The organism is Marinobacter manganoxydans MnI7-9, from assembly GCF_000235625.1.
In the GTDB taxonomy this organism is placed as follows: Bacteria; Pseudomonadota; Gammaproteobacteria; order Pseudomonadales; family Oleiphilaceae; genus Marinobacter; species Marinobacter manganoxydans.
Genome location: NZ_AGTR01000014.1, coordinates 136,659 through 163,570 on the forward strand (window position 1 = coordinate 136,659; position 26,912 = coordinate 163,570).

Annotated in this window: 22 protein-coding genes and 1 tRNA gene; 5 read left to right on the plus strand and 18 right to left on the minus strand. The window is 57.2% G+C overall.

Going from position 1 to position 26,912, the window contains the following annotated elements:
- Positions 1-92: 92 nt before the first annotated feature.
- The 8 genes from pepN to KYE_RS03675 form a co-directional block, all read right to left on the minus strand.
- Positions 93-2,735: an aminopeptidase N gene (gene pepN / locus KYE_RS03640; protein WP_008170501.1), complete on the minus strand. Its 2,643-nt coding sequence runs from the start codon at positions 2,733-2,735 to the stop codon at positions 93-95.
- 82 nt (positions 2,736-2,817) lie between these two features.
- Positions 2,818-3,657, minus strand: a complete 840-nt coding sequence (locus KYE_RS03645) for a DUF2797 domain-containing protein (protein ID WP_008170503.1) — start codon at positions 3,655-3,657, stop codon at positions 2,818-2,820.
- Positions 3,654-3,944 carry a YeaC family protein gene (locus tag KYE_RS03650; RefSeq protein ID WP_008170505.1) on the minus strand — a complete coding sequence of 97 codons (291 nt, stop codon included), beginning with the start codon at positions 3,942-3,944 and terminating at the stop codon, positions 3,654-3,656. Before KYE_RS03650 ends, KYE_RS03645 begins: the two co-directional genes overlap by 4 nt.
- A 165-nt stretch (positions 3,945-4,109) precedes the next feature.
- Positions 4,110-4,973: a rhomboid family intramembrane serine protease gene (locus KYE_RS03655; RefSeq protein WP_008170508.1), complete on the minus strand. Its 864-nt coding sequence runs from the start codon at positions 4,971-4,973 to the stop codon at positions 4,110-4,112.
- Positions 4,974-5,016: 43 nt separating this feature from the next.
- Complete coding sequence (locus KYE_RS03660; protein ID WP_008170510.1) at positions 5,017-6,030, minus strand: metallophosphoesterase; 1,014 nt, start codon at positions 6,028-6,030, stop codon at positions 5,017-5,019.
- 2 nt (positions 6,031-6,032) lie between these two features.
- On the minus strand, positions 6,033-6,917 hold the full coding sequence (locus KYE_RS03665; protein ID WP_008170512.1) for an NAD(+) kinase: 885 nt from the start codon (positions 6,915-6,917) through the stop codon (positions 6,033-6,035).
- A 111-nt stretch (positions 6,918-7,028) separates the two neighbouring features.
- Entirely contained in the window at positions 7,029-8,276 is a 1,248-nt protein-coding gene (locus KYE_RS03670) for a hypothetical protein (protein WP_008170514.1), read from the minus strand.
- A gap of 205 nt (positions 8,277-8,481) precedes the next feature.
- The gene (locus KYE_RS03675; protein WP_008170516.1) at positions 8,482-10,551 is read right to left on the minus strand and encodes an FAD-dependent oxidoreductase; all 2,070 of its coding nucleotides are present in this window, start codon (positions 10,549-10,551) and stop codon (positions 8,482-8,484) included.
- A gap of 154 nt (positions 10,552-10,705) precedes the next feature.
- On the opposite strand from KYE_RS03675, the gene KYE_RS03680 reads away from it, so the two are divergent.
- Entirely contained in the window at positions 10,706-11,755 is a 1,050-nt protein-coding gene (locus KYE_RS03680) for an AraC family transcriptional regulator (RefSeq protein WP_008170518.1), read from the plus strand.
- A 250-nt stretch (positions 11,756-12,005) separates the two neighbouring features.
- Here KYE_RS03680 and KYE_RS03685 read toward each other — a convergent pair.
- Both KYE_RS03685 and KYE_RS03690 read right to left on the minus strand, forming a co-directional pair.
- Positions 12,006-12,082: transfer RNA gene (locus KYE_RS03685), tRNA-Asp, on the minus strand.
- A gap of 138 nt (positions 12,083-12,220) precedes the next feature.
- Positions 12,221-13,252 (minus strand): AraC family transcriptional regulator, encoded by a 1,032-nt coding sequence (locus tag KYE_RS03690; RefSeq protein ID WP_008170520.1) that lies wholly within the window; start codon positions 13,250-13,252, stop codon positions 12,221-12,223.
- Positions 13,253-13,537: 285 nt separating this feature from the next.
- Between KYE_RS03690 and KYE_RS03695 the strand changes: the two genes are divergently transcribed.
- Positions 13,538-14,413, plus strand: coding sequence for a MaoC family dehydratase (locus KYE_RS03695; RefSeq protein ID WP_008170521.1), 876 nt, complete (start codon positions 13,538-13,540; stop codon positions 14,411-14,413).
- Here the strand turns inward: KYE_RS03695 and KYE_RS03700 are convergent.
- Genes KYE_RS03700 through KYE_RS03710 form a run of 3 tightly spaced genes read right to left on the minus strand, consistent with a single transcriptional unit; the run spans position 14,410 to position 19,107 of the window.
- Positions 14,410-15,987, minus strand: a complete 1,578-nt coding sequence (locus KYE_RS03700) for a response regulator (RefSeq protein ID WP_008170524.1) — start codon at positions 15,985-15,987, stop codon at positions 14,410-14,412. The genes KYE_RS03695 and KYE_RS03700 overlap by 4 nt on opposite strands.
- A gap of 45 nt (positions 15,988-16,032) precedes the next feature.
- Entirely contained in the window at positions 16,033-16,659 is a 627-nt protein-coding gene (gene fixJ / locus KYE_RS03705; RefSeq protein WP_008170525.1) for a response regulator FixJ, read from the minus strand.
- Positions 16,660-16,698: 39 nt separating this feature from the next.
- The gene (locus KYE_RS03710) at positions 16,699-19,107 is read right to left on the minus strand and encodes an ATP-binding protein (protein WP_008170528.1); all 2,409 of its coding nucleotides are present in this window, start codon (positions 19,105-19,107) and stop codon (positions 16,699-16,701) included.
- A gap of 217 nt (positions 19,108-19,324) precedes the next feature.
- Here KYE_RS03710 and KYE_RS03715 point away from each other — a divergent pair, with 217 nt between their 5' ends.
- Positions 19,325-19,702: a PilZ domain-containing protein gene (locus KYE_RS03715; RefSeq protein WP_008170530.1), complete on the plus strand. Its 378-nt coding sequence runs from the start codon at positions 19,325-19,327 to the stop codon at positions 19,700-19,702.
- 15 nt (positions 19,703-19,717) lie between these two features.
- On the opposite strand, the gene KYE_RS03720 is transcribed toward KYE_RS03715, so the two are convergent.
- From KYE_RS03720 to pncC, 3 genes are all read right to left on the minus strand, one after another.
- Entirely contained in the window at positions 19,718-20,188 is a 471-nt protein-coding gene (locus KYE_RS03720) for a flavodoxin family protein (RefSeq protein ID WP_008170531.1), read from the minus strand.
- Between the two features lie 20 nt (positions 20,189-20,208).
- A complete protein-coding gene (gene recA, locus KYE_RS03725) occupies positions 20,209-21,255 on the minus strand; it encodes a recombinase RecA (protein ID WP_008170534.1) in 1,047 nt (348 codons plus the stop codon).
- A 164-nt stretch (positions 21,256-21,419) separates the two neighbouring features.
- Positions 21,420-21,920 carry a nicotinamide-nucleotide amidase gene (pncC, locus tag KYE_RS03730; RefSeq protein WP_008170536.1) on the minus strand — a complete coding sequence of 167 codons (501 nt, stop codon included), beginning with the start codon at positions 21,918-21,920 and terminating at the stop codon, positions 21,420-21,422.
- An 81-nt stretch (positions 21,921-22,001) separates the two neighbouring features.
- Between pncC and mutS the strand changes: the two genes are divergently transcribed.
- Together mutS and fdxA are read left to right on the plus strand one after the other, a co-directional pair.
- Complete coding sequence (gene mutS, locus KYE_RS03735) at positions 22,002-24,632, plus strand: DNA mismatch repair protein MutS (protein WP_008170537.1); 2,631 nt, start codon at positions 22,002-22,004, stop codon at positions 24,630-24,632.
- 150 nt (positions 24,633-24,782) lie between these two features.
- Positions 24,783-25,106, plus strand: a complete 324-nt coding sequence (gene fdxA, locus KYE_RS03740) for a ferredoxin FdxA (RefSeq protein WP_008170541.1) — start codon at positions 24,783-24,785, stop codon at positions 25,104-25,106.
- Positions 25,107-25,177: 71 nt separating this feature from the next.
- Here fdxA and KYE_RS03745 read toward each other — a convergent pair whose 3' ends face one another.
- Positions 25,178-25,816 carry a LysE family translocator gene (locus KYE_RS03745; protein WP_008170542.1) on the minus strand — a complete coding sequence of 213 codons (639 nt, stop codon included), beginning with the start codon at positions 25,814-25,816 and terminating at the stop codon, positions 25,178-25,180.
- A gap of 56 nt (positions 25,817-25,872) precedes the next feature.
- The gene (locus tag KYE_RS03750) at positions 25,873-26,907 is read right to left on the minus strand and encodes a hypothetical protein (RefSeq protein ID WP_008170543.1); all 1,035 of its coding nucleotides are present in this window, start codon (positions 26,905-26,907) and stop codon (positions 25,873-25,875) included.
- Positions 26,908-26,912 lie beyond the last annotated feature (5 nt).

A 26,912-nucleotide genomic window follows, 5' to 3' on the forward strand; every position in this document is an offset into this window, starting at 1 on the left:
TATTGTCGTCTGATGGAATTACAGACCTTACTCCAGATTACCCGATCCCAGACTAAAGTCTATCGACCGAAAGTGCGATTTTGTATCTGGCTTCACTCCGCGAGGCTCTTGTGCACCACCTCATAAACATCCCGGGACAATCCGGATTTGTCGCGAATACGCTCCAGGGCAGATTTCATCTGAGCGCTGTACGCGGGCGCAAACTTTCTCCATCGGGTAAGCGGCGTCACCAGGCGCGCAGCAATCTGCGGGTTGCTGTCGTCCAGGCGGCAGACCTGATCCGCCAGGAATTCATAACCAGAACCGTCAGGCTTGTGGAAAGCAGCCAGATTCTGACCCGCAAACGCACCCACCACAGAGCGAATCTTGTTGGGGTTTTTCCAGTCGAACGCCGGATGCTCCAGAAGCTTACGGATGTCCGCCAACTGCCCGGCCTGATCACTGGACGCCTGCACAGAGAACCACTGTTCAACAACCTGCGGATCTTCCTGGAACCGATCATAGAAGTGATCAAGCGCCTGCCGGCGATCAGCCTCAAAGCCCGAATTGACGAGCGCACGCAAAGCACCCATGCGATCGGTCATATTGTCAGCAGCGTTCAACTGGCTCACAGCCAGGCCCCGACCCTCCTCGTCATCAATCATCAGCAACCAGGCCAAAGCGGTATTGCGCAGGCTACGACGGGCAATGGCCTCCGGCGTCACCTCGTAGGGACCACTGTCCTGTTGGCGCTGGTAGCAATCAATCAGCTCGCCTTTCAGGGCACCGGCCAGGTGCCGCAGCACTGAGTCACGAGCCCGGTGAATGGCTGGCACATCGGCGTTTTCGGTAAGCTCAATCAGGTACGCTTCCGAAGGAAGCTGTAGCATTTTCGCCACCAGGGCCTGATCCAGATCGGTGTCGGAAATCAGCTTGCGATAAGCCTCAACCAGTCTTGGTTCGATGTCCGCATCGTCCGGCGCTCCGACCAGTGACTGGATGACATCGACGGCCAGTCTCTGGCCCGCATCCCAGCGGTTGAAACCGTCCGGATCATGGCTCATCAGGAAGAGCAGCTGTTCTCGGCTCCAGTTGTAGCGAACCCGAACCGGCGCGGAGAAGTGCCGCAAAAGTGATGGCACAGGTCTGGATTCGACGCCATGGAATTCGAACGTGTGGACGGCTTCGGTCAGCTCAAGCACCCGCTCCGTCGGCGCACCCGAATCTCCGGATTCAAGCTGCAACGGCAGGGGCTGGCCATCCTGTCCAAGCAGACCCAGCGCAAACGGGATGTGCTGGGGTTTTTTGTTGGTCTGGCCCGGGGTATCCGGAATGCTTTGCTCAATAGTCAGGCGGTACACACCTGTCTCCGCGTCAAAGTCGTCCGAAATGGCCAACACCGGCGTGCCGGCCTGCTCGTACCACAGACGGAACTGGCTCAGATCACGGCCGGAGGCATCCTCCATGGCTTTTACAAAATCATCGGTTGTGACGGCCTGGCCATCGTGGCGCTTGAAATACAGGTCACTGCCCTTGCGGAACATGTCCGGCCCCAGCAGGGTATGGATCATGCGTACGACCTCTGCACCTTTCTCATAAATGGTCAGGGTGTAGAAGTTGGAGATTTCCATGTAGGAAGCCGGCCGCACCGGATGCGACATCGGGCCTCCATCTTCAGCAAACTGGGCGGTACGCAGCAGCGTGACATCCTCAATCCGCTTCACAGTCGGCGAACCCATGTCTGCCGAGAACTGGGAATCCCGGAAAACGGTAAAGCCCTCTTTCAGGCTGAGCTGGAACCAGTCGCGGCAGGTGACCCGGTTACCTGACCAGTTGTGGAAATATTCGTGGGCGACGATGGCCTCAATGCGCTGGAACGCCAAGTCCGTAGCGGTTTCCTGGCTGGCCAGAACACAGGACGAGTTGAAGATGTTGAGCCCCTTGTTCTCCATGGCGCCCATGTTGAAGTCGTCTACCGCCACAATCATGAAAATATCGAGGTCGTACTCACGACCATAGACTTCCTCATCCCAGCGCATGGAACGCTTCAGCGAGTCCATGGCGTGATCGCATTTCTCGGCGTTACGGGGCTCCACATACATGCGCAGATCGATGTCGCGGCCAGAGCACGTGGAAAACGTGTCCCTTTTCTCAACCAGATCTCCGGCCACCAGGGCGAAGAGGTAACAGGGCTTGGGGAACGGATCTTCCCAGGTAACAAAATGACGGCCGTTTTCCAGCTCGCCTTTTTCGACGTCATTACCATTGGAGAGGAGAACCGGATAGGCGTCCTTGTTGGCTTCTATGCGAGTGCGGAAACGCGCCATCACGTCCGGGCGGTCCGGGAAGAATGTGATGCAGCGGAACCCTTCAGCCTCGCACTGGGTGCAGAACATGCCCGAGGACTTGTAAAGCCCTTCCAGACGGGTATTGTTCTGCGGCTCGATCCAGGTGACGACTGTCAAAGTGAACTGTTCCGGCACCGAGCGAACCACCAACTGATCGCCCCGATCTTCATAATCACCAGCGGCCAGCTCAGCGCCGTTCAGAGCGACGGATTCGAGCGTCAGACTGTCACCATCGAGCTCCAGAGGCGCCGCCGTCTCATCCGATTCCGGGTTCCGGCGGAGTTCGAGGGTGCTGTGCACCCGTGCGCCATCCTCAAAAAGCTCGAATCGCAGGTCTACAGTGTCGACCAGATACGCAGGTACCTTGTAATCGCTCAGATATATGGTTTGTGGCTGGCTGGTACGCATGGGTTTTCTCCAGAATTCGCGGCCGGCGGGCACTGGCATACAGTACCCACAGGCATGACAAGATTTGCCGGGAAAGGCGCTATCAGCCTTCCATGACCCGGAAGCGGACTTCATAACCGGTGAACTTCCGAATATTGATCACACCGGTATCCAGAATAAGGTACTGCCCCTTGATGCCCTCAAGTACGCCCTCGACTTCCGGCGATTTGTCGAGGTTATGGGTTTTGATCTTGGCTGGCCAGACCTGGACAGGATAGCTCAGGCCAAGCCCCTGCTCGTCAACTTCCCGAATGGAGTCCTGACCGTGGGCCTGCCTGAGCGACTCAAGGTCGTCGGATATCAGCCCAAGCATCCGCTGCCGCTCATCCACCAGATCGAGTTCCGGGACATCGCCCTTGAGCATGGCCCGCCAGTTGGTCCGATCGGCGACGTGAGCCTTACAGGCAACTTCCACAAGGCCTGCGAGGTATCGCGTTGCAACGCGCACCATCGGTATAGCGTCAACAGCCCCCTGGTCAATCCACCGTGTTGGCACCTGGGACGCCCGGGTAATACCAACCTTGAGACCCGACGAGTTCGCAAGGTACACCACATGCTCCACCATGCAATGGGTTTCACCCCACTCGGGCTCACGGCAGGTACCAAGATGATAGTGGCACTTCTCCGGACTCATGATGCAGCTGTCACAAGCGGCAAGCTTGCGGAAACAGGGGTAACAAAAACCCTGATTAAAGCTTTTGTTGGTTTTCCTGTCGCAATGAATACAGCGAATCACGCCATCAAAATCCAGGCGCAAAGGCCTGCCGATCAGATCATTAAGAGGGATACGGGTATCGCCAACGGCAATGGAATAGGCCACCGGGTTTCCGGCCTCCGCCGGCATTTTCCGGAGCCGGCCGGTGACATCAATCAGTTCGCTCAAGACTTGACCTCGACAAACTGGCTGGGGTCCATATCGTCTTTATCCTGCTTGCGCTGCACCGAAGGATCGCAGGCGGTACCGGCTTTGCTGCCCCGATCCAGGTAGCCAGTACGCTCTTCTTCAGGAATGTTGTGAAGGTTCTCGTAGTAGATCACCGCTTCCAGGCTGATTTCACGCTGTTCGGGCGTCAGTTTTCGGCCATCAGGCCATTTGCCGAGTTCAATTGACTGCCGGAGGCTCCGGTAGACATTGGGATCCAGTCGCTCGATCAGTTCTTCGTAAGTCATCCCGCTCTCCTGAAAAAACGTTCATTAAAAATATGGCGGAACCGTTTGACAGCATCAAACGATAATGATTATCATTAATTCACCAAATGACGACGGTCGTATCATTTGGTCTCTCTCATCAGGAGCTAAAAGCTCTTTTAATGCCCCGCCTCTGGCGGGGCTTTTTTATGCGCCCCTTCTGCCTTTTACGGGCAAAACCACCGCAAGGGCCAGGCCGGCAACGAATCCGCCCAGGTGCGCCTCGTTGGCCATACGCCCGAGCCCGATCATTTCCGGCAGCGGGGTAAACCCGATGACCATCCACGCAACGGCAAAGGTTACCAACGCAGGTGGAAACTGAAACCTCGGTGCCGATCGCTGGCTGAGCCAACAATAGCCCAGAATCCCATAAACCACTCCCGATAGCCCACCGAACAACGGGCCCGAGACAAAATACTGCAGGCCGTTGGAAATCAGGCTAGTGATCACAAACAGCATGATTAGCCGGGCGCGACCATCAAACCACTCGATCTGGCTACCCAGAAACCAGAGCATGACCGAATTGAAAATGATGTGGGTCCAGCTGAAGTGCAGAAAATCCGGCGTCAGCAGCCGCCAGACCTGGCCGCTTGCCAGCGTCGCTGTCAGCGCTTCAATGCGGCCGGCCATGGTGCTCCAGTCGTAATCCCGGGGGTCGATCACCATCAGGCTGGCCGCCAGCTCATTCTGCCCCATGGCCGTGAGCCAGACCATGGCTACCGCAAACACGATAATCCCCAGCACTAGCGGCGCATGACGCGGAGAAGGTTGCCAGCGGCCACCAACAAACACCGGCGAGCGGTTCTGACGATCCACCGCTTCCCTGATCTCCGGTTCCGCCATAAAACGGTCAAGGGCCGAGAGCACGGGTTCCGCATGGGCGGGATCTTCCAGCCAGAGCACCTGGAACCCGCCCTCTTCCGTGATGCGGTGGGCCACACCCTGACCGTTCAGCCAACGGCTGAAGCCCGCCAGGTTTACCGTGGTATCCAATTGCTTGACTCGGTACACCGTTTACTCCGCCTCCGGAAATGATTCAGCCACAACGCTCGGTCTAGCGTGCGAGACTGTCCTCGCTATTGGGATAATCCGCTTGCTCCGGTCTTTCCACATCAACCCAGACAAATTTGTCCCGGGAAAGTGCCCGCTCACCATCCATTCGGTAAGCGACCAACCGCCCGTACTTCACGGCACTGTAGTCGATGCACGCGACATTGGATTTGAGCGGCGCCGGCTCTCCTTCCATCCAGTAATGCCCGACAAAAACCGGGGGCGCATCGAGAGGATAACTGATCAGCTGCTTTCGCTCGCTTTCCGTCAATACGCGGCTTGCCACTTCCGGTGGCAACGGGTCCGGCTGGAAGACAACATCGGCATAGGTATGAGGATCGTCGGCCCAGAACTTGGTTCGGAAAAACTCGCGCACATAGCCATCCCGACCGGTGATGGTCATTCCCCGGGGGAGCCGCAGATCCGTCCCCCTCAAAAGGGTATCCATAACCTGCCCGGCAAAAGACTCGATGGCGGCAGAGGCGTGCAGGAAATCCTCATCAATGCACGCACCACCCTGCGACTGCTTGAATTTCTCGATCAGGTCGCCATCCCAACACGCGTGCACAACGCGGAAATCCTCGTCGTCGATGAACAGCGGTATGGTGTAGAACCACTCGAGAAACTCATTCCACTCGTAGGGGTGCGCTTCGAACTGCTCGAGAGTCTCGCGGATCAGGCGGTCGTGACGCGCGTTGTGCTCGCGCAGGAAGGTTTTGCCGCTGCCCGGGCGCGCCCGCGTACAGTAACCCAGGGCATTGTACTCATGGTTGCCCATGACAATTCGGGCCGAACCATGTTCCACCATATCGCGCACAAGGTGCAGGGCTTCACGGATGCGTGGGCCACGATCAATGATATCGCCGATGAAGATCGCCTGACGACGGGGGTGCTGGTAGACCCCGTTGATCTTCCGATAGCCCATCTGGTCCAGCAATCGGGCCAGGGTATTGGCACAGCCGTGAATGTCGCCAATGATGTCGTAACCGCGGTTTGCGGTCGGTTTTGTCGCAGCCATGATCAACTCGCTGATATTTCACTAGCCCAGCCAAGCTTGTCACGGCAGGTGGCGTAGAAATTATGGTCTGTGGGGTGAATCAACCGGATCTTGAACGGCTTTTTGGTAATGCGAATGATATCGCCTGGCGCGCAGGCAATGTTCATCTGGCCGTCAAAGCTGATTTGCGGATAGGTTTCATTGGTCTCCCCGATCACCAGTTTGATTTCACTCTTGCCATCGACAACGATCGGCCGGCTACTGAGAGTGTGGGGAAACATGGGCACCAGAACAATGGCGTCCAGCTTCGGGTGCATAATCGGACCACCGGCAGACAGCGAATAGGCGGTAGACCCTGTCGGCGTAGAGACAATCAGGCCATCCGAACGCTGGCTGTACACGAAATGGCCGTCGATGAAGAGGTCAAAGCCAATCATCCGGGTGGATTTACCGGGATGCAGTACGACATCGTTCAGGGCCGTACCAAACCCCAGGGGCTGGCCGTTGCGCTCAACATTGCCATCCAGCAGGAACCGCGTCTCCTCCATGTACTCGCCTTCCAGAACCTTGCCCAGGCGCTCCTCAAGATCGGACGGCGAAATGTCAGTCAGGAAGCCCAACCGCCCACGGTTCACCCCAAGCAGGGGAATCTTGGACTTGGCCAACTCCCGGGCGGCGCCCAGAAGGCTGCCATCCCCGCCAACCACGATGACCAGATCACAGATTTCGCCCAGAAGCTTTTTGCTGGCCACCTGCAGGCCATGCCCTGGCAGCATGCTGGCTGTGTCTTCTTCAAGAATGACGTGGTAATTGTTGGTGATCAGGTACTGTTTGAGCTGGCGCAGTGATTCAACCACTTTCACACTGCCCATTCGGCCAATTACACCAATGTTCCTGAACTGATCCATGAAGTTTCCTGTGATGTCGGGATGCGGCGGGGACCAACGAAACCGTTACCCCGGTGACAATCTGGCGTACAGTTTAACGAAAGTCACCCCGATACTGAAAAAGTTCGAACCTCAGGCCTGGTGTTTCTCACACCGATCGTCAACGCCCGGGCGGAATTCCGAGGGTTGGCTTACCCGCAGGATAGGCTCACCGCAGGGTTTGCCATCATTGCCCTTGTGGGTGCACACAGGATTTTCATAGTGATCCAGCCATTCACGATAGGCGGGTTCATTCATGCCGCAGCGTTCCGCGGCATAGGCGGTGGGGTTGCTGAAGTAGGTCTCAATGTCCTTGAAGGGCAGCGTTACGTGACCGACGCCTGGCTGGTAGGCCACCAGGAACACCGCCTGGCGCTGCAGGTGGTCCATGATGGAGTCTTCCGGAGGTTCGCGGTTTCTCAGCTCGTGGTTCTCTTCCTCGAGAGCGACAATCTTCTCGTCTCTCAGCTCGAGTTCACGCTGACGCCGCTCCAGCTGCTCCCTGAGGAGCAGGAGCTCGGCACCCGCGTTTGAATCCTCCCGCTGTTTCTCCTCACCTACCGCGGCCATCTGCTCCTGCATGGCGAGGTACTGCTCGTTTCTTTCGGAAAGTCGCTTCTTGAGCTGCTCATTACTGAGGCGCTGGCGTTCGTATTTCTGCTCGAGATCCGCAATATCACTGCGTAACCCCTGGACCTCCAGCCGGTGCTCTCGCTGGATATCCGAAAGCGCATCGCGGTGGACACTCTGGAGGGTCTTGATCCGCAGGCGTTGCTCACGAATCAACTGCGCCAGGCGGGAACGGTCGGCGGCGGCTGCGGCCTCTTCGCGCTCCGAAGAATCTTCTGCCTGCTCACTCAGAACCGGAATATTCTCTTCCTGTACCGGCTCAACTTTGCGGAATTTAAGGCTATTGGCCTCTACTGCCTTGCGAATGGCCTGGAAATGATTATTCCCCGGGGTCATGTCCGGGTCCCAAAGATCCTCCTTGAACTTGGGATCGGGGCATTGGCTTCGGCAAACCAGCCGGATCGGACCACCGCCCATGTCCGGCCCCTTGGCGCCTTGCCTGGCGAGCTCTTCAATCGGCAGGTTCCAGTGACTGTCTGCCCTGCCCTCCTCATCAAACCAGATTCGGAAGAACACGAGTGCCTGAACCCGAAGATCGGGACTCAACTCAACCAGAACAGCCCTGACATCGGTTTCGGCAAGATCGGACAGCCCAACGTAGCCATCCAGGAAAGCGCCGAATTCCGTGGCCCGCATTTCGCGAGCCACCTGGCTTCCTTCCACAAAAAATACCGCCGAATAACCATCGGTTGCCTGGTCGGCAGACACCATTGCACGTTCTCCAAAGTTCAACGACTCGACACCACACGACAGAACACTGAGAGATGTTCCATCCGATCGTGGTGCCGGCCTCTTCAACCCCAGCCTCCCGGAGCCGGGGCGAAGACGCAAGCTGACAGACTCAAAGCTATTAGTCTAGCCAGACAATCGTTTCTGCACAGGGAAAAAGTGCAACGATTTGTGATCGTGTTTGCGCTTAAAGCTCTGCTGCCAGGCGACTGCCCTGGTTGACCGCTCGCTTGGCATCGAGTTCAGCCGCCACATCCGAGCCACCAATCAGGTGAACTGGCAGGCCCGCTGCCTCGAGTTCGCTTTGCAGTTCGCGCAGCGGCTCCTGGCCCGCGCAGACGATAATGGTATCCACGGGCAGCATACGATCTTCGCCCTGCTCTGCGCCTTTCGGCGTGACCGTTATATGCAGCCCCTCATCATCGATTTTACGATAGGTCACACCGGGCACCATCTGAACCTGACGGTTTTTTAGGGAAGTCCGGTGAATCCAGCCGGTGGTCTTGCCCAGGTTCTTACCCACTTTCGAGGCCTTGCGCTGAAGCAGATAGACTTCCCGGGCCGGCTCCGGTACCTGGGGCTCAACGCCCTGGATGCCACCACGATGCTCGACACTGAGATCCACACCCCACTCACGCATGAAGTGATCGGTATCCAAAGCAGCTGACGTGCCCTTGTGGATGATAAACTCGGAGACATCGAAACCGATACCGCCGGCGCCGATCACGGCCACTTTCTGGCCAACCGGCTTGCGCTCCAGCAGCGCGTCCAGATAACCGATCACTTTGGGATGATCGATACCCTCGATTTCCGGCGTACGCGGCTTTACGCCAGTGGCCAGAATCACTTCGTCAAAGCCACCGGCTTTCAGGTCGTCAGCGCTAACCCGGGTGTTCAGGCGTAAATCGACCTGATGCTTGTCGAGCATCACCCGGAAGTAACGCAACGTCTCGTAAAACTCTTCCTTGCCCGGAATCAGCTTGGCAACGTTGAACTGGCCACCAATCTCACTGCCGGCGTCAAACAGTGTCACCTTATGGCCACGCTCTGCCGCCACGGAAGCAAAAGCCAGTCCTGCCGGGCCGGCACCAACCACCGCGATGGATTTGGGCTTCGCGGTCTTCACGTAGGTCAGCTCGGTTTCATGACAGGCGCGGGGATTGACCAGGCAGGACGTCAGCTTGCCACTGAAGGTGTGATCAAGGCAGGCCTGATTACAGCCGATGCAAGTGTTGATCTCCTCCGCGCGATCTTCCGCCGCCTTCAGAACCAGATCGGCGTCTGCGAGGAACGGCCGGGCCATGGACACCATATCGGCATCGCCCTCGGCCAGAATCTTCTCGGCCACATCCGGCATGTTAATCCGGTTGGTGGTGACCAGAGGAATGCTCACTTCACCTTTCAAGCGCGCGGTCACCTTGGTAAATGCGCCCCGGGGAACTGAGGTGGCAATGGTAGGTACGCGGGCCTCATGCCAGCCAATACCCGTATTGATGATGGTTGCACCCGCCTTCTCGATTTCCTTGGCCAGATGCACCACCTCTTCCCAGGTACTGCCGTCTTCAATCAGATCCAGCATGGACAGGCGGTAAATCAGGATAAAGTTCTCGCCCACTCGTTCACGAACCCGGCGAACGATTTCGATGGGCAGACGAATGCGGTTTTCGTAACTGCCACCCCAACGGTCAGTCCGATGGTTGGTATGAGACACAATGAACTGGTTAATGAAGTAACCCTCTGACCCCATCACTTCAACGCCGTCATAACCGGCGCTTTGTGCCAGTGCGGCGCACTCCGCATAGTCCTGAATCTGCTTCTCGATGCCGTCTTCATCCAGCTCCCGGGGCTTGAACGGATTGATTGGCGCCTGAATGGCCGAGGGTGCCACCAGCTCCGGAGAATAGGCGTAGCGGCCAGCGTGGAGGATCTGCATGCAGATCTTGCCATCAGCTCCATGCACCGCATCGGTAATGACCCTGTGCTTCTCGACTTCCTCTTCGGTGGTCATCTTGGCGGCGTGCTGGAAAACGCCCCCCTCCACATTCGGAGCAATACCGCCAGTCACGATCAGGCCGGCACCGCCTCTGGCACGCTCTGCATAGAATGCCGCAAGGCGTTCGAAGCCATTTTTGGCCTCTTCCAGGCCGGTGTGCATGGAGCCCATCAGGGTGCGGTTACGCAGTTTGGTAAAACCAAGGTCCAGTGGCTCAAGCAGGTTCGGGTACTTGGCAACGCCTGACGTCGTGCTCGCGGTCATGTTTGCTCTCCTCATCGTGATCTCGGGCGGAACGCCTGTAAATGACAGGGCTCCGTTCATTGTTGAGCCTTAAACTACCCGCGCATCTTGCCATCGACAATATCCAGGGATAACATTTTATTATCTTTGCATAACATGTCAGACAAAGGCTTCAATGAACGCCCACCTCTCCAGCCCGTCAAAAAACCGAAACTCACTCGGGGACATCAGTGTTCTCTATGTGTCGGCTCTTTTGCGGGCCGCCGAAGCCGAAGGCGCCAGCAGCGCAGAACTGGCATCCCGTTTCCAGCTTGACCATCAGACCCTGACATCACCGGAAGCGCGCATCAGCATCCCGCGGTTTATGCGTCTGGGGCATGCCGCGATCAACGAGACCGGCAACCCGGCTCTCGGGCTGAGGATGGGTGCGCTATCACGCCCTGTCGACGCGGGTATTGCAGGGCTGGCCGGAGAAACCGCCGGCACCGCTGGCGCAGCACTCGCCACGCTGATTCGATACGCTCTGCTAACCAGCCGCAATAGCCGTGGCGTTCCAACGGTCCAACCGGAAACCCGGCAAGCAAAGTTCTACTCGATTCGTCCCTATAACGGCTTCAACTACTTCGTGGTGGATTCTGTTCTTGCCGCGTGGACCCAGTTTCTCAGGACCGTTACGGGCCGTTATGACGTTCTGGAGAAGGTCACTATCGAATACCGATCAATCGGCCAGGATGATTTGTTCGAGAGCTGGTTCCGCTGCCCCGTGCAGTTTGGAGCTTCGAGCAACAGCCTTACCGTTCGTCAGGACATTTGGGAAAGCGCCAGCCAGCAGGCTCAGCCCGCCATGCATGAAAAGCTTTCGGATCTCTGCGAACGGGAACTGCAGCAGATACGACGGGGGTGGACCACAGGCGACCGCGTAAAAAACCTTCTCACACCCCTGTTTCGGGGCGAGACACCCAGCCTGGAAACCATTGCAGTTAAACTGGGGATTGCGCCATGGACGCTCCAGAGACAACTGGCCGCCGAGGGAACCGGATTCAGGGAACTGGTGGATGAAACGCGAAAACAGTTAGCGCGGGATTATATTCGGGAGACAGAGACATCACTGGCAGAGATTGCCTGGCTTCTGGGTTTTGCCAATCCTGCGGCCTTCCACAAAGCCTACCGGCGCTGGTTCAATCTAAGCCCCGGGGAGCACCGAAAGCAGATCAGGCATGGATGACATCGGTGATGGTTTCATCCCTTGCCTATAACTCCATGGCGTCGTCCCAGCCATCATCGTCTTCATATTCTTCGAACTGGTTTTCAATCAACTCTTCTTCGTAATCCCGCATCACAGCCTTCCTGATTCCTGAATTTTCAGAAATAGCCTAGAAGTTCTCAATGACAGAACGATGACAATGAAGCTTGGCGTTGAATGTAATGCAACTGGAGAAGTCGGATAACGTGAAAGGTAAAACGAGGGGAAAAAATGGCGGAGCGGACGGGACTCGAACCCGCGACCCCCGGCGTGACAGGCCGGTATTCTAACCAACTGAACTACCGCTCCGTGCGGGTCATCACAGCTCGCCTCGAAAAGGCTTGGCAATCAAGGGTGTGATTGCTCTGTGACAACGAGGGCGCATTATAAAGAGGCGCCCTGTTATGTCAACGCTTTTCCTAAAATATTTTCAGAAAAAGCGTTCTGTTACATGGCATCGACCATGGCGTCCTTGCCCTGGGCGGTTTTGCGGTATTCGATAGGTGTCATTCCGGACCAGCGTTTGAATGCGCGATAAAAAGTGCTGGGCTCAGAAAAGCCGGTCAGGTAGACAATCTCATCAATGGATTCATCGGTGGTTGCCAGCAACTGACGGGCCAGGCGATAGCGAAAATCCGCGAGTACCTGATTGAAACTGGTCTCGGCCTCTGTCAGCCGGGTACGCAGGGTCCTCGGCTTGATGCCGAGCCGCTCGGCGACGGCATCGAGGGTGACCTCTCCACTATCGAGGAGCTCTGCGACAATCCGCTCCACCTGACCAACGATGTCTTTCTTCTCCAACCGGGCAACCTGTTCGCTGGCAAACCGCTCGTGCAGATCCAGCAGCTCCGGCTCGGCATGCGGCGAAGCATGGGAAAGCAGCTTGGCCGGGAAATACAGCCGGTTTTCCGGCGCACCGAAGGTGACATCGCACCCCAGCACCTCGCGAACATGATCCTGGCCCTCGGCACGCTCATGCTCGAACTCGATGCGTGACGGGTAAAAGTTGCCATCGGTGATGGAGCGGAAAAAGGTAATCAGTCCCAGCACGAAACATTCATTGAAATGCCGTAAACGACGTACATCATCAGACGCTGCATCCAGAACCATGCAGGCATCGTCGCCCTCAATGAAGAAATCGGTGTTAGCGGCATCACTCAGCAGACGCTGATAGTTCTGGGCCCGACGCAGGCCCTCGCCGAAGGTTGGGCTGCTCAGAAAAAGGTATTCCAGCACCTGCCCCTTATACGCTGGCAGCAACTGTCCCAGATGCAGGCCAACATCCGGATCGCCGGAAACATCCTCAACAGCCTGCCAGAAGTACATCTGCGCACTGTGGGGAGTTCGAAGCTGTTCGGTATAAACGTAATTTTCATCCACACCCAGACGGCTGAAAATCGCATTGGTATCGATTCCCTTCTTTTTCATCGCCTCATAAATCAGGCGCAACATCACTCCCGCGTCACGAAGTTCCTGCATAAGATCCCGTTTTCTTATTTGTTGACTTCTACTTTGGCCGGCCGGACAGTCGCCGGGGCTCGCCAGGTCAATGCCTGATCTGGCAGGGTTTGCCACACTCCAGAGGTTTGTCAGATCCAGAGGGCCCAGAAAAGGCACCCTGTTAGACAATCGTCTTATATTAGAGCATATCAGGCCACGAACGCCGAGTTGTACCAAAATGTAAAAAAAAGCATATCCTCTGCTACTACGCTTTTACTCAGGCAGCGCCGGCATTTCCGGTCGAGGCTATAAAGGAGAACATCCATGCCAGAGACCCTCGTTTACCACACGACACCACCCGCCCTATTGCCCATGTATGGCAGAACACTGCTGCCGAAACAAAAGCAAACCGGCGGTGACGTCAGCATCCCGGAGTTAGCCGCCAGCCTGCTTGGCGTCAGTACTGCCGGCAAGAACCTCAAGCGCTACCAGCAGGTCTGTGGCTTCGCGGCAGGTAGTCATCTGCCCGTTACCTGGCCCCATGTGCTGGCTTTTCCACTGCACCTGAAACTGCTCACCGAGAAGGCCTTCCCCCTGCCGCTGCTGGGCCTGGTGCACCTGCGAAACACCATTACCCAGCACCGGCCGATCGGCACCGGGGAGAACCTGGATTTATCTGTACGACTGGGGAATACCGCAAAAAGTGACCGGGGCGTGGAGTTTGATCTCATCACCGAGGCTCGCTCGGCTGGCAAACTGGTCTGGGAAGAAGCGAGCACAACGTTGTTCCGACAACCGGATGGCGAGAGCAAGTCGTCCGGCAAAAAAACACCGCCAGAGCTGGAACGTTATCCGAACACCGAAAATTTCAAGGCGCCCGAATCGATTGGCCGGCAATACGCCCGGGTATCCGGCGACAGCAACCCGATCCACATGCATGCCCTGAGCGCCAAAGCGTTCGGCTTTCCAAGGGCAATCGCCCACGGTATGTGGACCAAAGCCCACGCACTGGCGCTACTGGAACAACAGGAAGGCTGGCAAGCCAGTGCCCTCAGCATCAGCTGCCAGTTCAAGAAACCGCTGTTTCTGCCTGGTACAGCCCAGCTGAACTGGAAAACCGGAGAAACGGGGTGGGACTACCAGGTGCTGAATGCCAAAGGCGATGCGCCCCATCTAACCGGGCGCGTCGACTGGCTTTAGGCAGGCTTGCCATCCGGTGCGCAGGGGGAACCCTGGGCGCCGGCAACGGGCAACGTGAAATAGAAACAGGCACCACCGCCTTCCGGCCGCTCGAAACCGATGTCGCCACCCTGCGCCTGTATGAGGGAACGGCAGGTTGAAAGACCAATCCCCATCCCTTCATCCTTGGTCGTGAAGAACGGCAGGAACAGTTTCTCTTCGGCATCTTCCGAGAGGCCGATGCCGTGATCCCGCACCTGGATTCGAACACAGGTGCCACCCTGCACACTGGCACTCACTTCTACCGGCGCGCTGGAATCAATACTGCTGGTCGCTTCCAGAGCGTTGCGAATCAGATTCAGGGCGACCTGCTGTACCTGAACCGGATCGGCCAGAACCTCAGGCATATCCCCAGGCACGGACAGCTCAATAGCGCCCTTGTTATTACGCATATCCACCTCGGCAAACTGCCGGGTGTCTTCCAGCAACGCGGGCACCGACAGTACTTCCTTGCCCGTCGCCGGTTTTTTCATGAATCGACGAATGCGTCGGATGATTTCACTGGCGCGATGGGACTGTGCCTCGATCTTGTCGAGGGTCTCCTGGAGCACCCCCATGTCAGGGCTTTCCTTTACCATCATCCGCTTGGCGACCCGGGCATAATTGGTGATGGCGGTCAGCGGCTGGTTCACCTCGTGGGCAACGCCGGCGGCCATTTCACCCATGGTGGTCAGGCGCGAGGTATGGGCAAGCTGATCGCGCTGTTCCTGAACCAGTTGCCGGGCATCCTCCAGCGCCTTTTCATTGTCCAGTTCGGCGGTGATATCCCGGAATACAACAACCGCACCGTGGAGCTCGTCAGAGTCCAGTTTCGGGGTTGAGCGGTACTCCGCCGGAAAGCCGGTTCCATCGGCCCTTAGCATTCTGATATCCCGCTGGTTCTCGGCCACACCCTGCTGACAGGTCGCCTTCACCGGCAGTCCGTCCGGATTGTCACCGGCAGTCGCGAAGTGGGTTTCGAAGAAATCACGACCAATCAGCTCTTCCACCGGGCAGCCAACAATTGACGCCGCCGCCGGATTGGCAAATTCAATAATGCCGTTCTCATCGAGGCCGTAGATGCCTTCGCTGATGGAGTTCAGAATCCGGGCCTGGTCACTTTGCAGCTCCCGGTTGCGGGCCTGCAACTCTCTTTCAAGACGAATAACGCTGGCGTGGGTTTTCACGCGAGCGATCACTTCCTGGGACTGGAACGGCTTGGAGATGTAGTCGGCACCGCCGAGTGAAAAGCCCTTCACCTTTGCCTGCAGGTCGTCCAGCGCAGACAGAAAGACGACGGCACAGTCGGCCGTCTGCGGGGCGGCCTTGAGGCGCTCGCAGACTTCATAGCCGTCCATCTCCGGCATCATGATATCAAGGAGAATCACTTCGGGCTGATGGCGGTGGGCAAGGTCGAGGGCCTTTTCGCCCTCGTTGGCAATGAGTAGCCGGTAACCTTTGTCTTTCAGGGTCTCATAGAGGACTTTGAGGTTCTGCGGATTGTCATCCACGAGCAGAACCGTCACCTCCGAGTTCTCGCTGACAGCTTCAGTCATAAATGTCGGGCCGGTTAGAAAAGTAACCGTATGATGCCGCCGGGATCACCCTGCGTCGATAAGGTCCTTTACGGACAGGACCATACGAACGAGATGTGCCAGGGAATGGGTCCCCATCTTGTGCATAACGCGGGAACGGTGGATCTCGACCGTGCGCTGGCTGATTTCCAGCTCAATGGCAATCACCTTGTTGGCCTGACCGGCAATCATACGGTCCATGATCTCGTGTTCCCGGGGGGTCAGGCTCTTGATGCGGCGAATGATCTCCTGCTTCTCGTCCAGAGACTTGCGCTGCTCAAGATCCTGTTTGAGGGCTGCCTCAATTTTCTCCAGCAGTGCCTCCTCACGGTAGGGCTTCTGAATGAAGTCCACAGCGCCCTCTTTCATGGCGTCGACGGCCATGGGGACGTCACCGTGACCCGTCACAAAGATAATCGGCAATATGGAGTGTTTTTCATTGAGCTTTTTCTGGAGCTCCATACCGTCCATGCCCGGCATGCGAATATCCAGCACAATGCAGCCTGCCATCTTGTCGGAGTAGTCCTTCAGGAAAGCGGTTGCACTCTCATAGGTCTTTACCGGCTTGCCGTCGGATTTCAGCAGCAGCTCCAGGGAATCGCGGACTGCTTCATCGTCCTCAACAACGTACACGGTTTGCTGGATATCAGTCATGGGTGTGTTCTCTCCTGTCCGTTTTCTTATGATCGCCGGTCAGTGAATTGACGGGTCTTTATGGTCGTCACGGGCATGTTCCTGACGCTCGTGTTCCCGCATTTTTTCTAGCCGTTGCTGGATAATGCCAAAAACGCTCTGCTTCGGGTACCTGCCTTTGTCATCGGCCTTGCCCGCAGGCTTTCCAAGCAGCAGCGTGATGGCCTCTTCAACACGGGCGACCGCGTACACCGCAAACTGCCCCCCGCGCACTGCCTGCACCACTTCGCTGTCAAGCATCAGGTTCTGCACATTGGTGGATGGCACGATGACACCCTGGCTGCCTGAAAGCCCACCCTTGAGCTGGCAGGTGGTAAAAAAGCCTTCCACTTTTTCGTTGACACCGCCAATGGGCTGAACCTCACCAAACTGGTTGACCGACCCCGTAATCGCAAGATCCTGCCGAACCGGTATACCGGAAAGGGACGAAATCAGCGCGCACAGCTCTGCCAGAGACGCACTGTCTCCGTCCACTTCACCGTAGTTCTGCTCGAAGGTCAGACTGGCCGACAGGTGCATCGGATCGTTGACCGCAAAATGGGAGGCTAGCCAGGAGCTCAGGATCATCACGCCCTTGGAGTGCAGATTGCCACCAAGCTTTACATCTCGCTCAATATCCATGACCGCGCCATCTCCATAATAGCAGGTAGCGGTGACACGGTTGGAAAGACCGAACTCAAATCCACCCGTGGACAGCACCGAGAGTGCATTAACCTGGCCAACACACGTGCCACTTGTAGTTACGAGCGTTGTGCCGTCACGGATGGAATCATAGAACTGATCCCGGATCCGGCTGCTGCGGTATTTCGCGCTTTCTAGCGCGCGCTCAACGTGCAGGTCCTGGATCAGCTTGGCACCGGCCTGACGGGCCCAGAAATCGGATTCCCGCAGCAGGTTGGCAATATCGGCCGCGTGCAGGGACAGTCGATCCTGATGCTCGGCCATACGGGCACTGTGTTCAATCACCCGGGCAACCGCCTTGTTCGAACAGTGCAGTAGCTTCTTCTCGCTCACCAGGCTGGCGATGAACTTGGCATATAGCAGCTGACTGTCATCGGAACGGTACATTTCGTTCTCGAAATCCGCCGTGACTCGAAACAGCTCGGCGAATTCAGAATCGTATTCCTGCAGCAACATCCAGGTTTCACGGTCGCCGAACAGAACAATCTTGACGTCCAGGGGCACCGATTCCGGTTCAATTGAGATGGTTCCGGACAGCGTCAGTTCCCGTTCCAGGGAATTTATCTGTATGGACTTCGAACGCAGCGCACGCTTGAGGCCATCCCATACGAACGGTTGCTCCAGAACCTTGATGGCGTCCATCAACAGATAGCCACCGTTGGCCCTGTGCAGGCTGCCAGGGCGAATCAGGGAGAAATCCGTGAACACGGTGCCCTTGAAGGTGACGTTCTCAACGTAACCGAACAGGTTGTGGTAGGTGGGGTTATCCTCCACCACCATTGGTACTTCGTTGGTTTTCTGGTGCACCAGAACATTGACGAGGTAACGGCGGGGCATCTTCTTGTCGAGGGACGCATACGCAATCGCTGCCTGTTCCTCGTTGTCATCGAGGAAAATCTCGAGATTTTCAACCAGGTCCGCCCGAACCGCCTCAAAGAAGGCGACCACGTCCGGCAGATCCTTGTATTTCTCGATCAGCTCATCGATCTGATGGCCTGAGATACTCTCGAGGGTCTCCTGGTTCAGGGCTTGCTGTTTATCAGCGTATTCCTGTTCCCAGTCCGCCAGTTTGCGGAGCGCCTGCCTGAGCTTTTTCTCAAGCTTGTTGATGGCATCTTCGAACTTGTCGCGCTGCTCATCAGTCAGAGCCTGGAAAGATTCCGCAGTGTGGGGTTCGTCGCCATTCATGGCCACCAACCGATAACCGCCCGGGGTTGTCACAGTGAGGCTGACTTTTTTGCGCTTGGCCTGTGCCGCCACCTTCTCGAGCTCGTCTTCCTGTTTTTTGCCGTATTCGTTTTTCAACTGTTCCGAGCGCTCAAGAAAGCTGTCGCTGTCAAAGGTCTGTGGAATAACCTTGACCAGGCGACTCATCAGCTTTTCCATATCCTGTTTGAGCTGGGTACCCTTCCCGGCCGGGAGCTGCAACAGCTTCGGAATGCGCGGCTCCTCGAAGTTGGCCACGTAGCACCAGTCATGGCTCTGCTGATCCGTATCCACATGATGCTCGAGGTAACGCAGCATCATGGTGCGCTTACCCAGGCCATTACGGCCAACGGCATAGACGTTGTAACCGCCATGGGGCATTGCCAGAGCAAAACGCACAGCCTCCTGGGCACGGTTCTGGCCAACGATTTCAGCCAGGGGCTCCAGTTGCTTGGTGGTTTTGAACGGCAGATCTTTCAGAACACAGGCTTTGTAAAGCTGGTGCAGAGGCAGTGACTTCAAGGTTTGGTCCTGTAACGGTTAACACATTGGCCGGTCATTGTAGATTCTGCGGTCGGCTCTGTCGCGTTCAGCACGAAGATTTCTGGAGTCGCGCACAGTGCGCGGGATTTTGTTAGGCAGTTCACAATTCCGCCGCCGCTCATTTTTCAGCCAGCCTTTCCGGAACTACACTTTATGTCCCAACCATAAAAACAATGCACGCAACGGACGCCAGCGTATGACCAATGATTCCGCAGAGCGCAGAATCAAGGATCGTTACCCCGCCTCCTGCCTGAAGGTCCAGCTCCGGGAGCGTAGCTTCCTTGGTCGTGGCAAACACCCCACGCCGGTTACCTGCCTGGACCTCAACCGGTACGGAATGGCAGTGCTATGCCCCCGACCAGTAGAGCCGGGCGCCCGTCTGTTCATGGATTTTGACGGCAAGTACATCAGCGAATCGCGGGTTTGTGCCCGGGTGGTGGAATGCCAGCCCTTCCAGACCGGCTATCGCGTCAGTGTCCAGTTCAGCTATTGCCTGGACAAGAAGGGCTATTCACGAACTGTCGACAATGCCCTGTCGCGGATTGAAGGCTTCTACAACCGGTTTGCCAGCTGAGCCAGGCCTTCGGAATCAAACCAGCCCGGCGTCAAGGCTGGCCGCAACATACATCCCCAGCTCCCGACACTGATCTTCAAACTCTTCCCGGTATTCACCCCGGCAGATCAAAGGCTCCTGGACCAGCTTCCAGCGTAGCCCGGTAGTAATGCTTTCTATTGCCCGCTTGGTGCCCGTGCCGTCATGGCCGGCGCGAATGTAATAGGCAAAAGGTAGCCCCTGGGTTTTCTCGAGGCAGGGATAGTAGCTGCGATCGAAGAAGTCTTTTAAAGCACCACTCATATACCCGAGATTCTCAGTGGTGCCCAGAATAATGGCGTCGCAGGCAAGAACGTCTTCGGGACCGGCATCCAACGGTGCCAGAACGGTTACTTCAACGTTTTCGATATCTTCATGGCGGGCACCCTCATCCACAGCTTCTCGTAGGCGGAGGGTGTTCGGGGAAGGCGCATGGGCAACAATCAAAAGTTTCTTCATGCCATCCATACGTCCTCCCTACATCAAGCTTAGAGCAGCTCGCCGTTGGCTTCTGCGGGCTCTTCTTTTGCGTCTTTCTTGGGTTCAGGCTTGGGCATCAACTTGTCCCGAACCTTGGCTTCGATCTCGTTGGCAATGTCCATGTTTTCTTCCAGGAACTTGCAGGCGTTGGCCTTGCCCTGACCGATCTTGTCGCCATTGTAGGCGTACCAGGCTCCGGACTTGTCGACAAAGCCTTCCTTGACGCCCATATCCAGCACTTCCGCCATGTGGTAAATGCCCTTACCGTACATAATCTGGAACTCGGCCTGCTTGAACGGCGGCGATACTTTGTTCTTGACCACTTTCACGCGGGTCTCGTTACCGACCACTTCGTCACCATCTTTCACGGCACCAATGCGGCGGATATCAAGGCGAACGGAGGAGTAGAATTTCAGCGCGTTACCACCGGTGGTGGTTTCGGGCGAGCCAAACATAACCCCGATTTTCATACGGATCTGGTTGATGAAAATCATCAGGCAGTTAGCGTGTTTGACATTACCGGTCAGCTTGCGAAGCGCCTGGGACATCAGTCGCGCCTGCAGACCTACGTGGCTGTCGCCCATTTCACCCTCGATTTCCGCTTTCGGGGTCAGGGCCGCCACGGAGTCCACGATGATCACGTCTACCGCATTGGAACGAACCAGCATGTCGGCAATTTCCAGGGCCTGCTCACCGGTATCCGGCTGGGACACCAGAAGGTCGTCCACATTGACGCCCAGCTTTTCGGCGTAAACCGGATCGAGCGCGTGCTCGGCATCCACGAATGCGCAGGTTTTGCCGGCTTTTTGTGCTTCGGCAATTACCTGCAGGGTGAGCGTCGTCTTACCGGAACTTTCCGGACCGTAGATTTCGCAAATTCGACCATATGGAAGACCGCCAATACCCAGGGCAACGTCCAGGCCAAGGGAACCGGTGGAGACCGCAGGAATGGCTTCGCGGGGCTGATCGCCCATTTTCATCACGGCGCCCTTGCCGAACTGGCGCTCAATCTGCCCAAGTGCTGCGCTCAATGCTTTCTTGCGGTTGTCTTCCATCAGTGCAAACCCTCTGTCGCCTGGGCCGCCACCCTCAGGAAAAGGCTGGCAGCGAAATAGTGAATCGGGAATCTGTACAGCTCGAACAGCCCATTCCCTGTATATTTGAACAGTATTAAAACATAACCCGCAGAGGAGACCAACCCCTCCGGATGTGAAAGCCGTCAGACTTCGTCCACAAAATTGTTAACCCCTTGAAGGGCAAAGAGAACGGCCTGCCTGCGGACCTGATCACGATCGCCCTCAAAGTGCTTTACCACGGCCACGGTGGAGGCCGGGCTGCTACCCCAGGCAAACCAGACGGTGCCCACAGGCTTGTCATCGCTGCCACCGCCGGGCCCGGCAACACCACTGATAGCCACGGCAACGTCAGCATCTGTCGCCACCAGGGCACCGGCAACCATTTCCCGCACCACCGGTTCGCTGACCGCACCGTGTTCATCCAGCGATTTCCGGGTTACGCCCAGAAGCCCCTGCTTGGCCTCATTGCTGTACGTGACCAGGCCACCCAGCACGTAGGCCGAAGAACCGGCACGATCGGTCAGTACCTTCGCAACCCAGCCGCCGGTGCAACTCTCCGCCGTCGCAACGGTACGGCCGGTTGTCAGCAGTCGTTCACCAAGGCGGTTGCCTGCCTCTTCCAATTCCTGATCGCTGGCCAGCATAATGACCTCCTTCGTTTCATCACGGCGGTTATTTTCTTACAATTCACGCCTTCATCCAAAGCAAGGCTACCGGACCCGTTCATGTCAGCAGCTCAGACCGATCTTTCCAAGCACACCCCAATGATGCAGCAGTACCTGAAGATCAAGGGCCAGCACCCCAATGAACTGGTTTTTTACCGCATGGGGGACTTTTACGAACTGTTCTACGAAGATGCCAAGAAAGCGGCCGAGCTGATGGATATTACCCTCACCGCCCGGGGCCAATCTGGCGGCAATCCGATCCCCATGGCCGGCATCCCCTATCACTCTTCTGAGGGCTACATTGCCCGGCTGGTTCGGGCAGGTCAATCCATCGCCATCTGCGAACAGATCGGAGATCCTGCCACCAGCAAGGGTCCGGTTGAGCGACAGGTGGTGAGGATCGTCACACCGGGGACCCTGAGCGACGACGCCTACCTGGAGGATCGACGGGACAATCTACTGGTGGCTATCTATAACCATCGGGAGCAGTTCGGTTTTGCCTCGCTCGATATTTCCAGCGGCCGTTTTGCCGTGTCGGAGCTGGAAAACCTGGAGGCCCTGCAGGGCGAACTGCAGCGCCTGCGTCCGGCGGAAATCCTGATCAGCGAGGATTTTCCCTACGAGGACGTTCTGGAGGGTTTCACCGGAATACGCCGTCAGGGGCCCTGGCTCTTCGAATCCGATACCGCCCGAAGGGTTATTACCCATCAGCTTCAGGTGAGGGACCTGACGGGTTTCGGCTGCGAGGAACTCAATCTCGCCGTCTGTGCCGCAGGCTGCCTGCTGCAGTATGCCAAGGAAACCCAGCGTACCGCCCTGCCCCATATTCGCAAGCTGACCCGTGAACGGCGCGATGAAGCAGTCATCCTCGACGCGGCCAGCCGTCGCAATCTGGAAATTGACACCAATCTCATGGGCGGCCACCAGTACACCCTCGCCTGGGTCATGGACCGCACTGCCACATCCATGGGTGGACGGGAACTCCGGCGCTGGCTGAATCGGCCGCTTCGGGATGTGGAGATCGTCCGCCAGCGTCAGCAGGCGGTATCGGCACTGCTGGACGGGTTCCACTATGAGCCGGTGCACGATCTGCTGAAAGCTGTTGGCGACATTGAGCGCGTGCTCGCACGGGTCGCCCTTCGTTCGGCCCGTCCAAGAGACCTGGCGCGGCTTCGGGATGCCTTCCAGGCCCTGCCGGACCTGCAGGAAACCCTGAAACCGGTCAATTCCCACCACGTCGTCAGGCTGGCGACCATCATTGGGGAATACCCGGAACTGGCGGATCTACTGGAGCGCGCCATCATCGATAATCCCCCGGTCGTAATCCGTGAAGGCGGGGTCATCCGGGAAGGCTTCGACGAGGAGCTGGACGAGCTGCGCAACATCAGCGAAAACGCCGGCCAGTATCTGCTGGATGTCGAAACCCGGGAGCGGGATCGCACCGGTATCAGCACCCTCAAAGTAGGTTACAACCGGGTCCACGGCTACTACATCGAAATCAGCCGGGCCCAGTCCGATCAGGCGCCGGTGGATTATATTCGCCGACAGACCCTGAAAAACGCCGAGCGATTCATCACACCGGAACTCAAAGAGTTCGAGGACAAGGCCCTGAGTGCCAAGAGCCGGGCCCTGGCCCGTGAGAAAGGCCTGTACGATGACGTACTGGAAGCCGTCGCCGGGCAACTTGCGCCACTTCAGGATGCCGCCCAGGCACTGGCAGAACTGGATGTGCTGAGTAATTTTGCCGAGCGCGCCACCTCCCTGCGCTTTTCCGCGCCGGAGTTCAGCGAATCCCCGGGTTTTGACATTGAAGAAGGGCGCCATCCGGTGGTTGAACAGTTACTGGACGAGCCCTTCGTACCGAACGATCTGCTAATGGACACCCAGCGCCGCATGCTGGTGATGACCGGCCCGAACATGGGCGGTAAATCCACCTATATGCGTCAGGCCGCGCTGATTGCCCTGCTCGCCTACACCGGCAGTTTCGTGCCCGCCAACCGGGCAGTGATCGGCCCCGTGGACCGGATTTTTACCCGCATGGGTTCCTCGGACGATATCGCCGGCGGCCGCTCCACCTTCATGGTGGAAATGACCGAAACCGCCAACATCCTGCACAACGCCACCGAGCACAGTCTGGTGTTGATGGACGAGGTTGGTCGTGGCACCAGCACCTTTGATGGCCTGTCCCTGGCCTGGGCTACTGCCGAACACCTTGCCCGGGAGATACGCTGCTACACGCTGTTTGCCACCCACTATTTCGAGCTGACCCAGCTGGCCGATGAGCTGCAACATGCCGTAAACGTCCATCTGACGGCCACCGAACACGATGACAGCATCGTGTTCCTGCACAACGTGCATGATGGCCCGGCAAGCCAGAGCTACGGTCTGCAGGTAGCAAAGCTGGCAGGCGTGCCACAGGATGTGATCCGTAACGCCAAAACCCAGCTCTCCCACCTGGAGGGCAGCGCTTCGCCAGCGGCGCCGGCAGCCTCGGCCGCCGAACAGGGCAACAACGCATCCCTGGCCAAGCCGGCAGCAAAGGTAAATGAATCCGTTTACCAGGGCGACATGTTCGCCAGCCTGGAGCCCAGCGCCGTGGAAGAGGCACTTAAAGACATGGACCTCGACGGACTAACCCCCCGGGATGCCATGAATCAGCTTTACGAACTGAAGGCGTTGATGAAGAAATAGCGAAGAATTGATCTGTGTAATAAGGTTATAGCAGTCGAACGCTTGCGGCTGTGCGGGTCGCTCCCTACAATATCGCGCACCAAAATATAACGGCAGCGCCCGACGGCGCTCCTGATGAGACTGACCGACCACTGGACCAGGGATCTGACTATGGCGTTTATCGTTACTGATAACTGCATCAAGTGTAAGTACACAGACTGCGTGGAAGTCTGTCCGGTAGACTGCTTCTACGAGGGACCGAACTTTCTGGTAATCGACCCGGACGAATGTATCGACTGCGCCCTGTGCGAGCCAGAGTGCCCGGCCGAAGCCATTTTCTCGGAAGACGAACTGCCGGCCGATCAGGTCCAGTTTGTTGAGCTGAATGCCGATCTGGCCGCCAAATGGCCGAACATCACCGAAAAGAAAGATCCACTGCCAGACGCTGAAGAGTGGGATGGCAAGCCGAACAAGCTTCAGTATCTGGAAAAGTAATCATCCGGAACTGGAACAAAAAAGGGAAGCCGAGGCTTCCCTTTTTCTTTGCCTGAAGTTCCGTGATTGCGTCAGGTGCTGGCCAGCTTGGCGCCCATGGCCACGAAAAACCCTCCCGTCAGGCCGTTCAGCGTTCGCTTTACACGCGCGTTTACACCAAGACTCCGAAACGTAACCACCACCCAGGCCAGACCACACTGCCAGAGCATTGCCAGCAGAAAATGCACACCGGCCAGCATCAGCGATTGCTGAGAGGCGTTGCCTGCCGGATCCACAAACTGTGGCAGCAAAGCCATGTAGAACAGGGCGGTTTTGGGATTAAGAACGTTGGATAGCAGGCCCTCACGAAAGGACACCGCCAAGCCAACCTTCCGGCGGGCGACCGCTACGTCCTTTGCCGCAGGCGCGTCACCCCGGCGAAGGGCCTGGCGCAACGAACCGATGCCGAGCCAGACCAGGTAGCAAGCGCCGGCCCACTTCAATGCAGAAAATGCCCAGGCGGTTTCCACCAACAGGAGGGAGATGCCCAGCGCCGAGAGCGTGGCATGAATGAACAGGCCGCTACAGATGCCGACACTGGTCACGCACCCATCCCGCAAACCGCCCCGGCCGGTATTACGCATCACCAGCAGGGTATCCACACCGGGCGTGATGGTGAGCAATGTAATGGCAACCAGATAGGCCCAGAACAGATCCGATATCAACGTCATGCCCTCTCAAAATCCTGAACGAAACCTTCCCCGGGGCCCTGCCGACAATCTCAGACTCAGGCCTCCTGCTGGAGAATCTTACGCGCAGCGGCGGACTTGTAAAATGGCGCAAGCCGCCGACGAACCAGGGCCTCAACATAGCCCTCTTCACGTAACACGTCTATAACCGGAATTGCGTAGGCATCTATCTCCGCCATAACAACCTCACGGCTTACCCCCATATCGCCCAGCAGGTCTGTAAGCGGGCGCTCGCCATATTTGTCGAACAGGTGGGAAACCACGGCCCGGGCACAGTTCTCAAAGTATCCGGTCTTGCGAAACTGCAGCCAGAACTCATAGCCAAGCACCACAAACTCCTGCAGCTGCACGTCTCCGAGCCCCTCGTGAAGCTCGGCAATGGTGCGATCCTCCAAAGACACCCAGGCGGCCATCACACTGTCGCGCAGCTCCTCATCAGACAGGGCACTGTGCAGGAATTGCTCACTGCGGCTGATCAAACCGGGCAGGCTGTCAGACAACCAGGCTTTCAGTCGACGCTCAAAGGTTTCATCCAGCCCCGGCACCGCCCGGTTGGCCATCCGCTTGCCAAATTTCATCATCGAACCAACGCCCGGCACAGACTTGGTGATCAGGTTATCCTCGTACAGGTAGTTCACCAGGCCGTGGTACACCACATTGGACACCAGCTCCTGATAGACCGGGTGCGCCATGATCTCGCTGATCACCCGTTCACGTTGCTGCCGGAGCTCCAGAGCTTCCTCCAGAAAGCCCGTGGCCTGTTCGCGGGTGATGATCTCGCCCAGGGTGGTCTTTGACTGCACATCGGCATTGAGCACCTCGGTGGCCATCTCCGCAGCCAGTTCCGGAATGCCTGCATCCAGTTCCATGTCCATAACGATACGCTGGATAACGCCCATCACCTGCTCTTCCGAGGTTATCCGGCCAAGGGTTATCTCGCCGGCATAATGCCAGAGCTCATCGAGCTCCTGCTCCAGGAACTTGCGCAGCTTTGCGCCCTTTAGCGAAGCCAGCTCATGTTTCACATGCTGCTCAAGCAGTTGGTTGGCGAGATCCGTTTTGCCTTTGGTCATGGCGT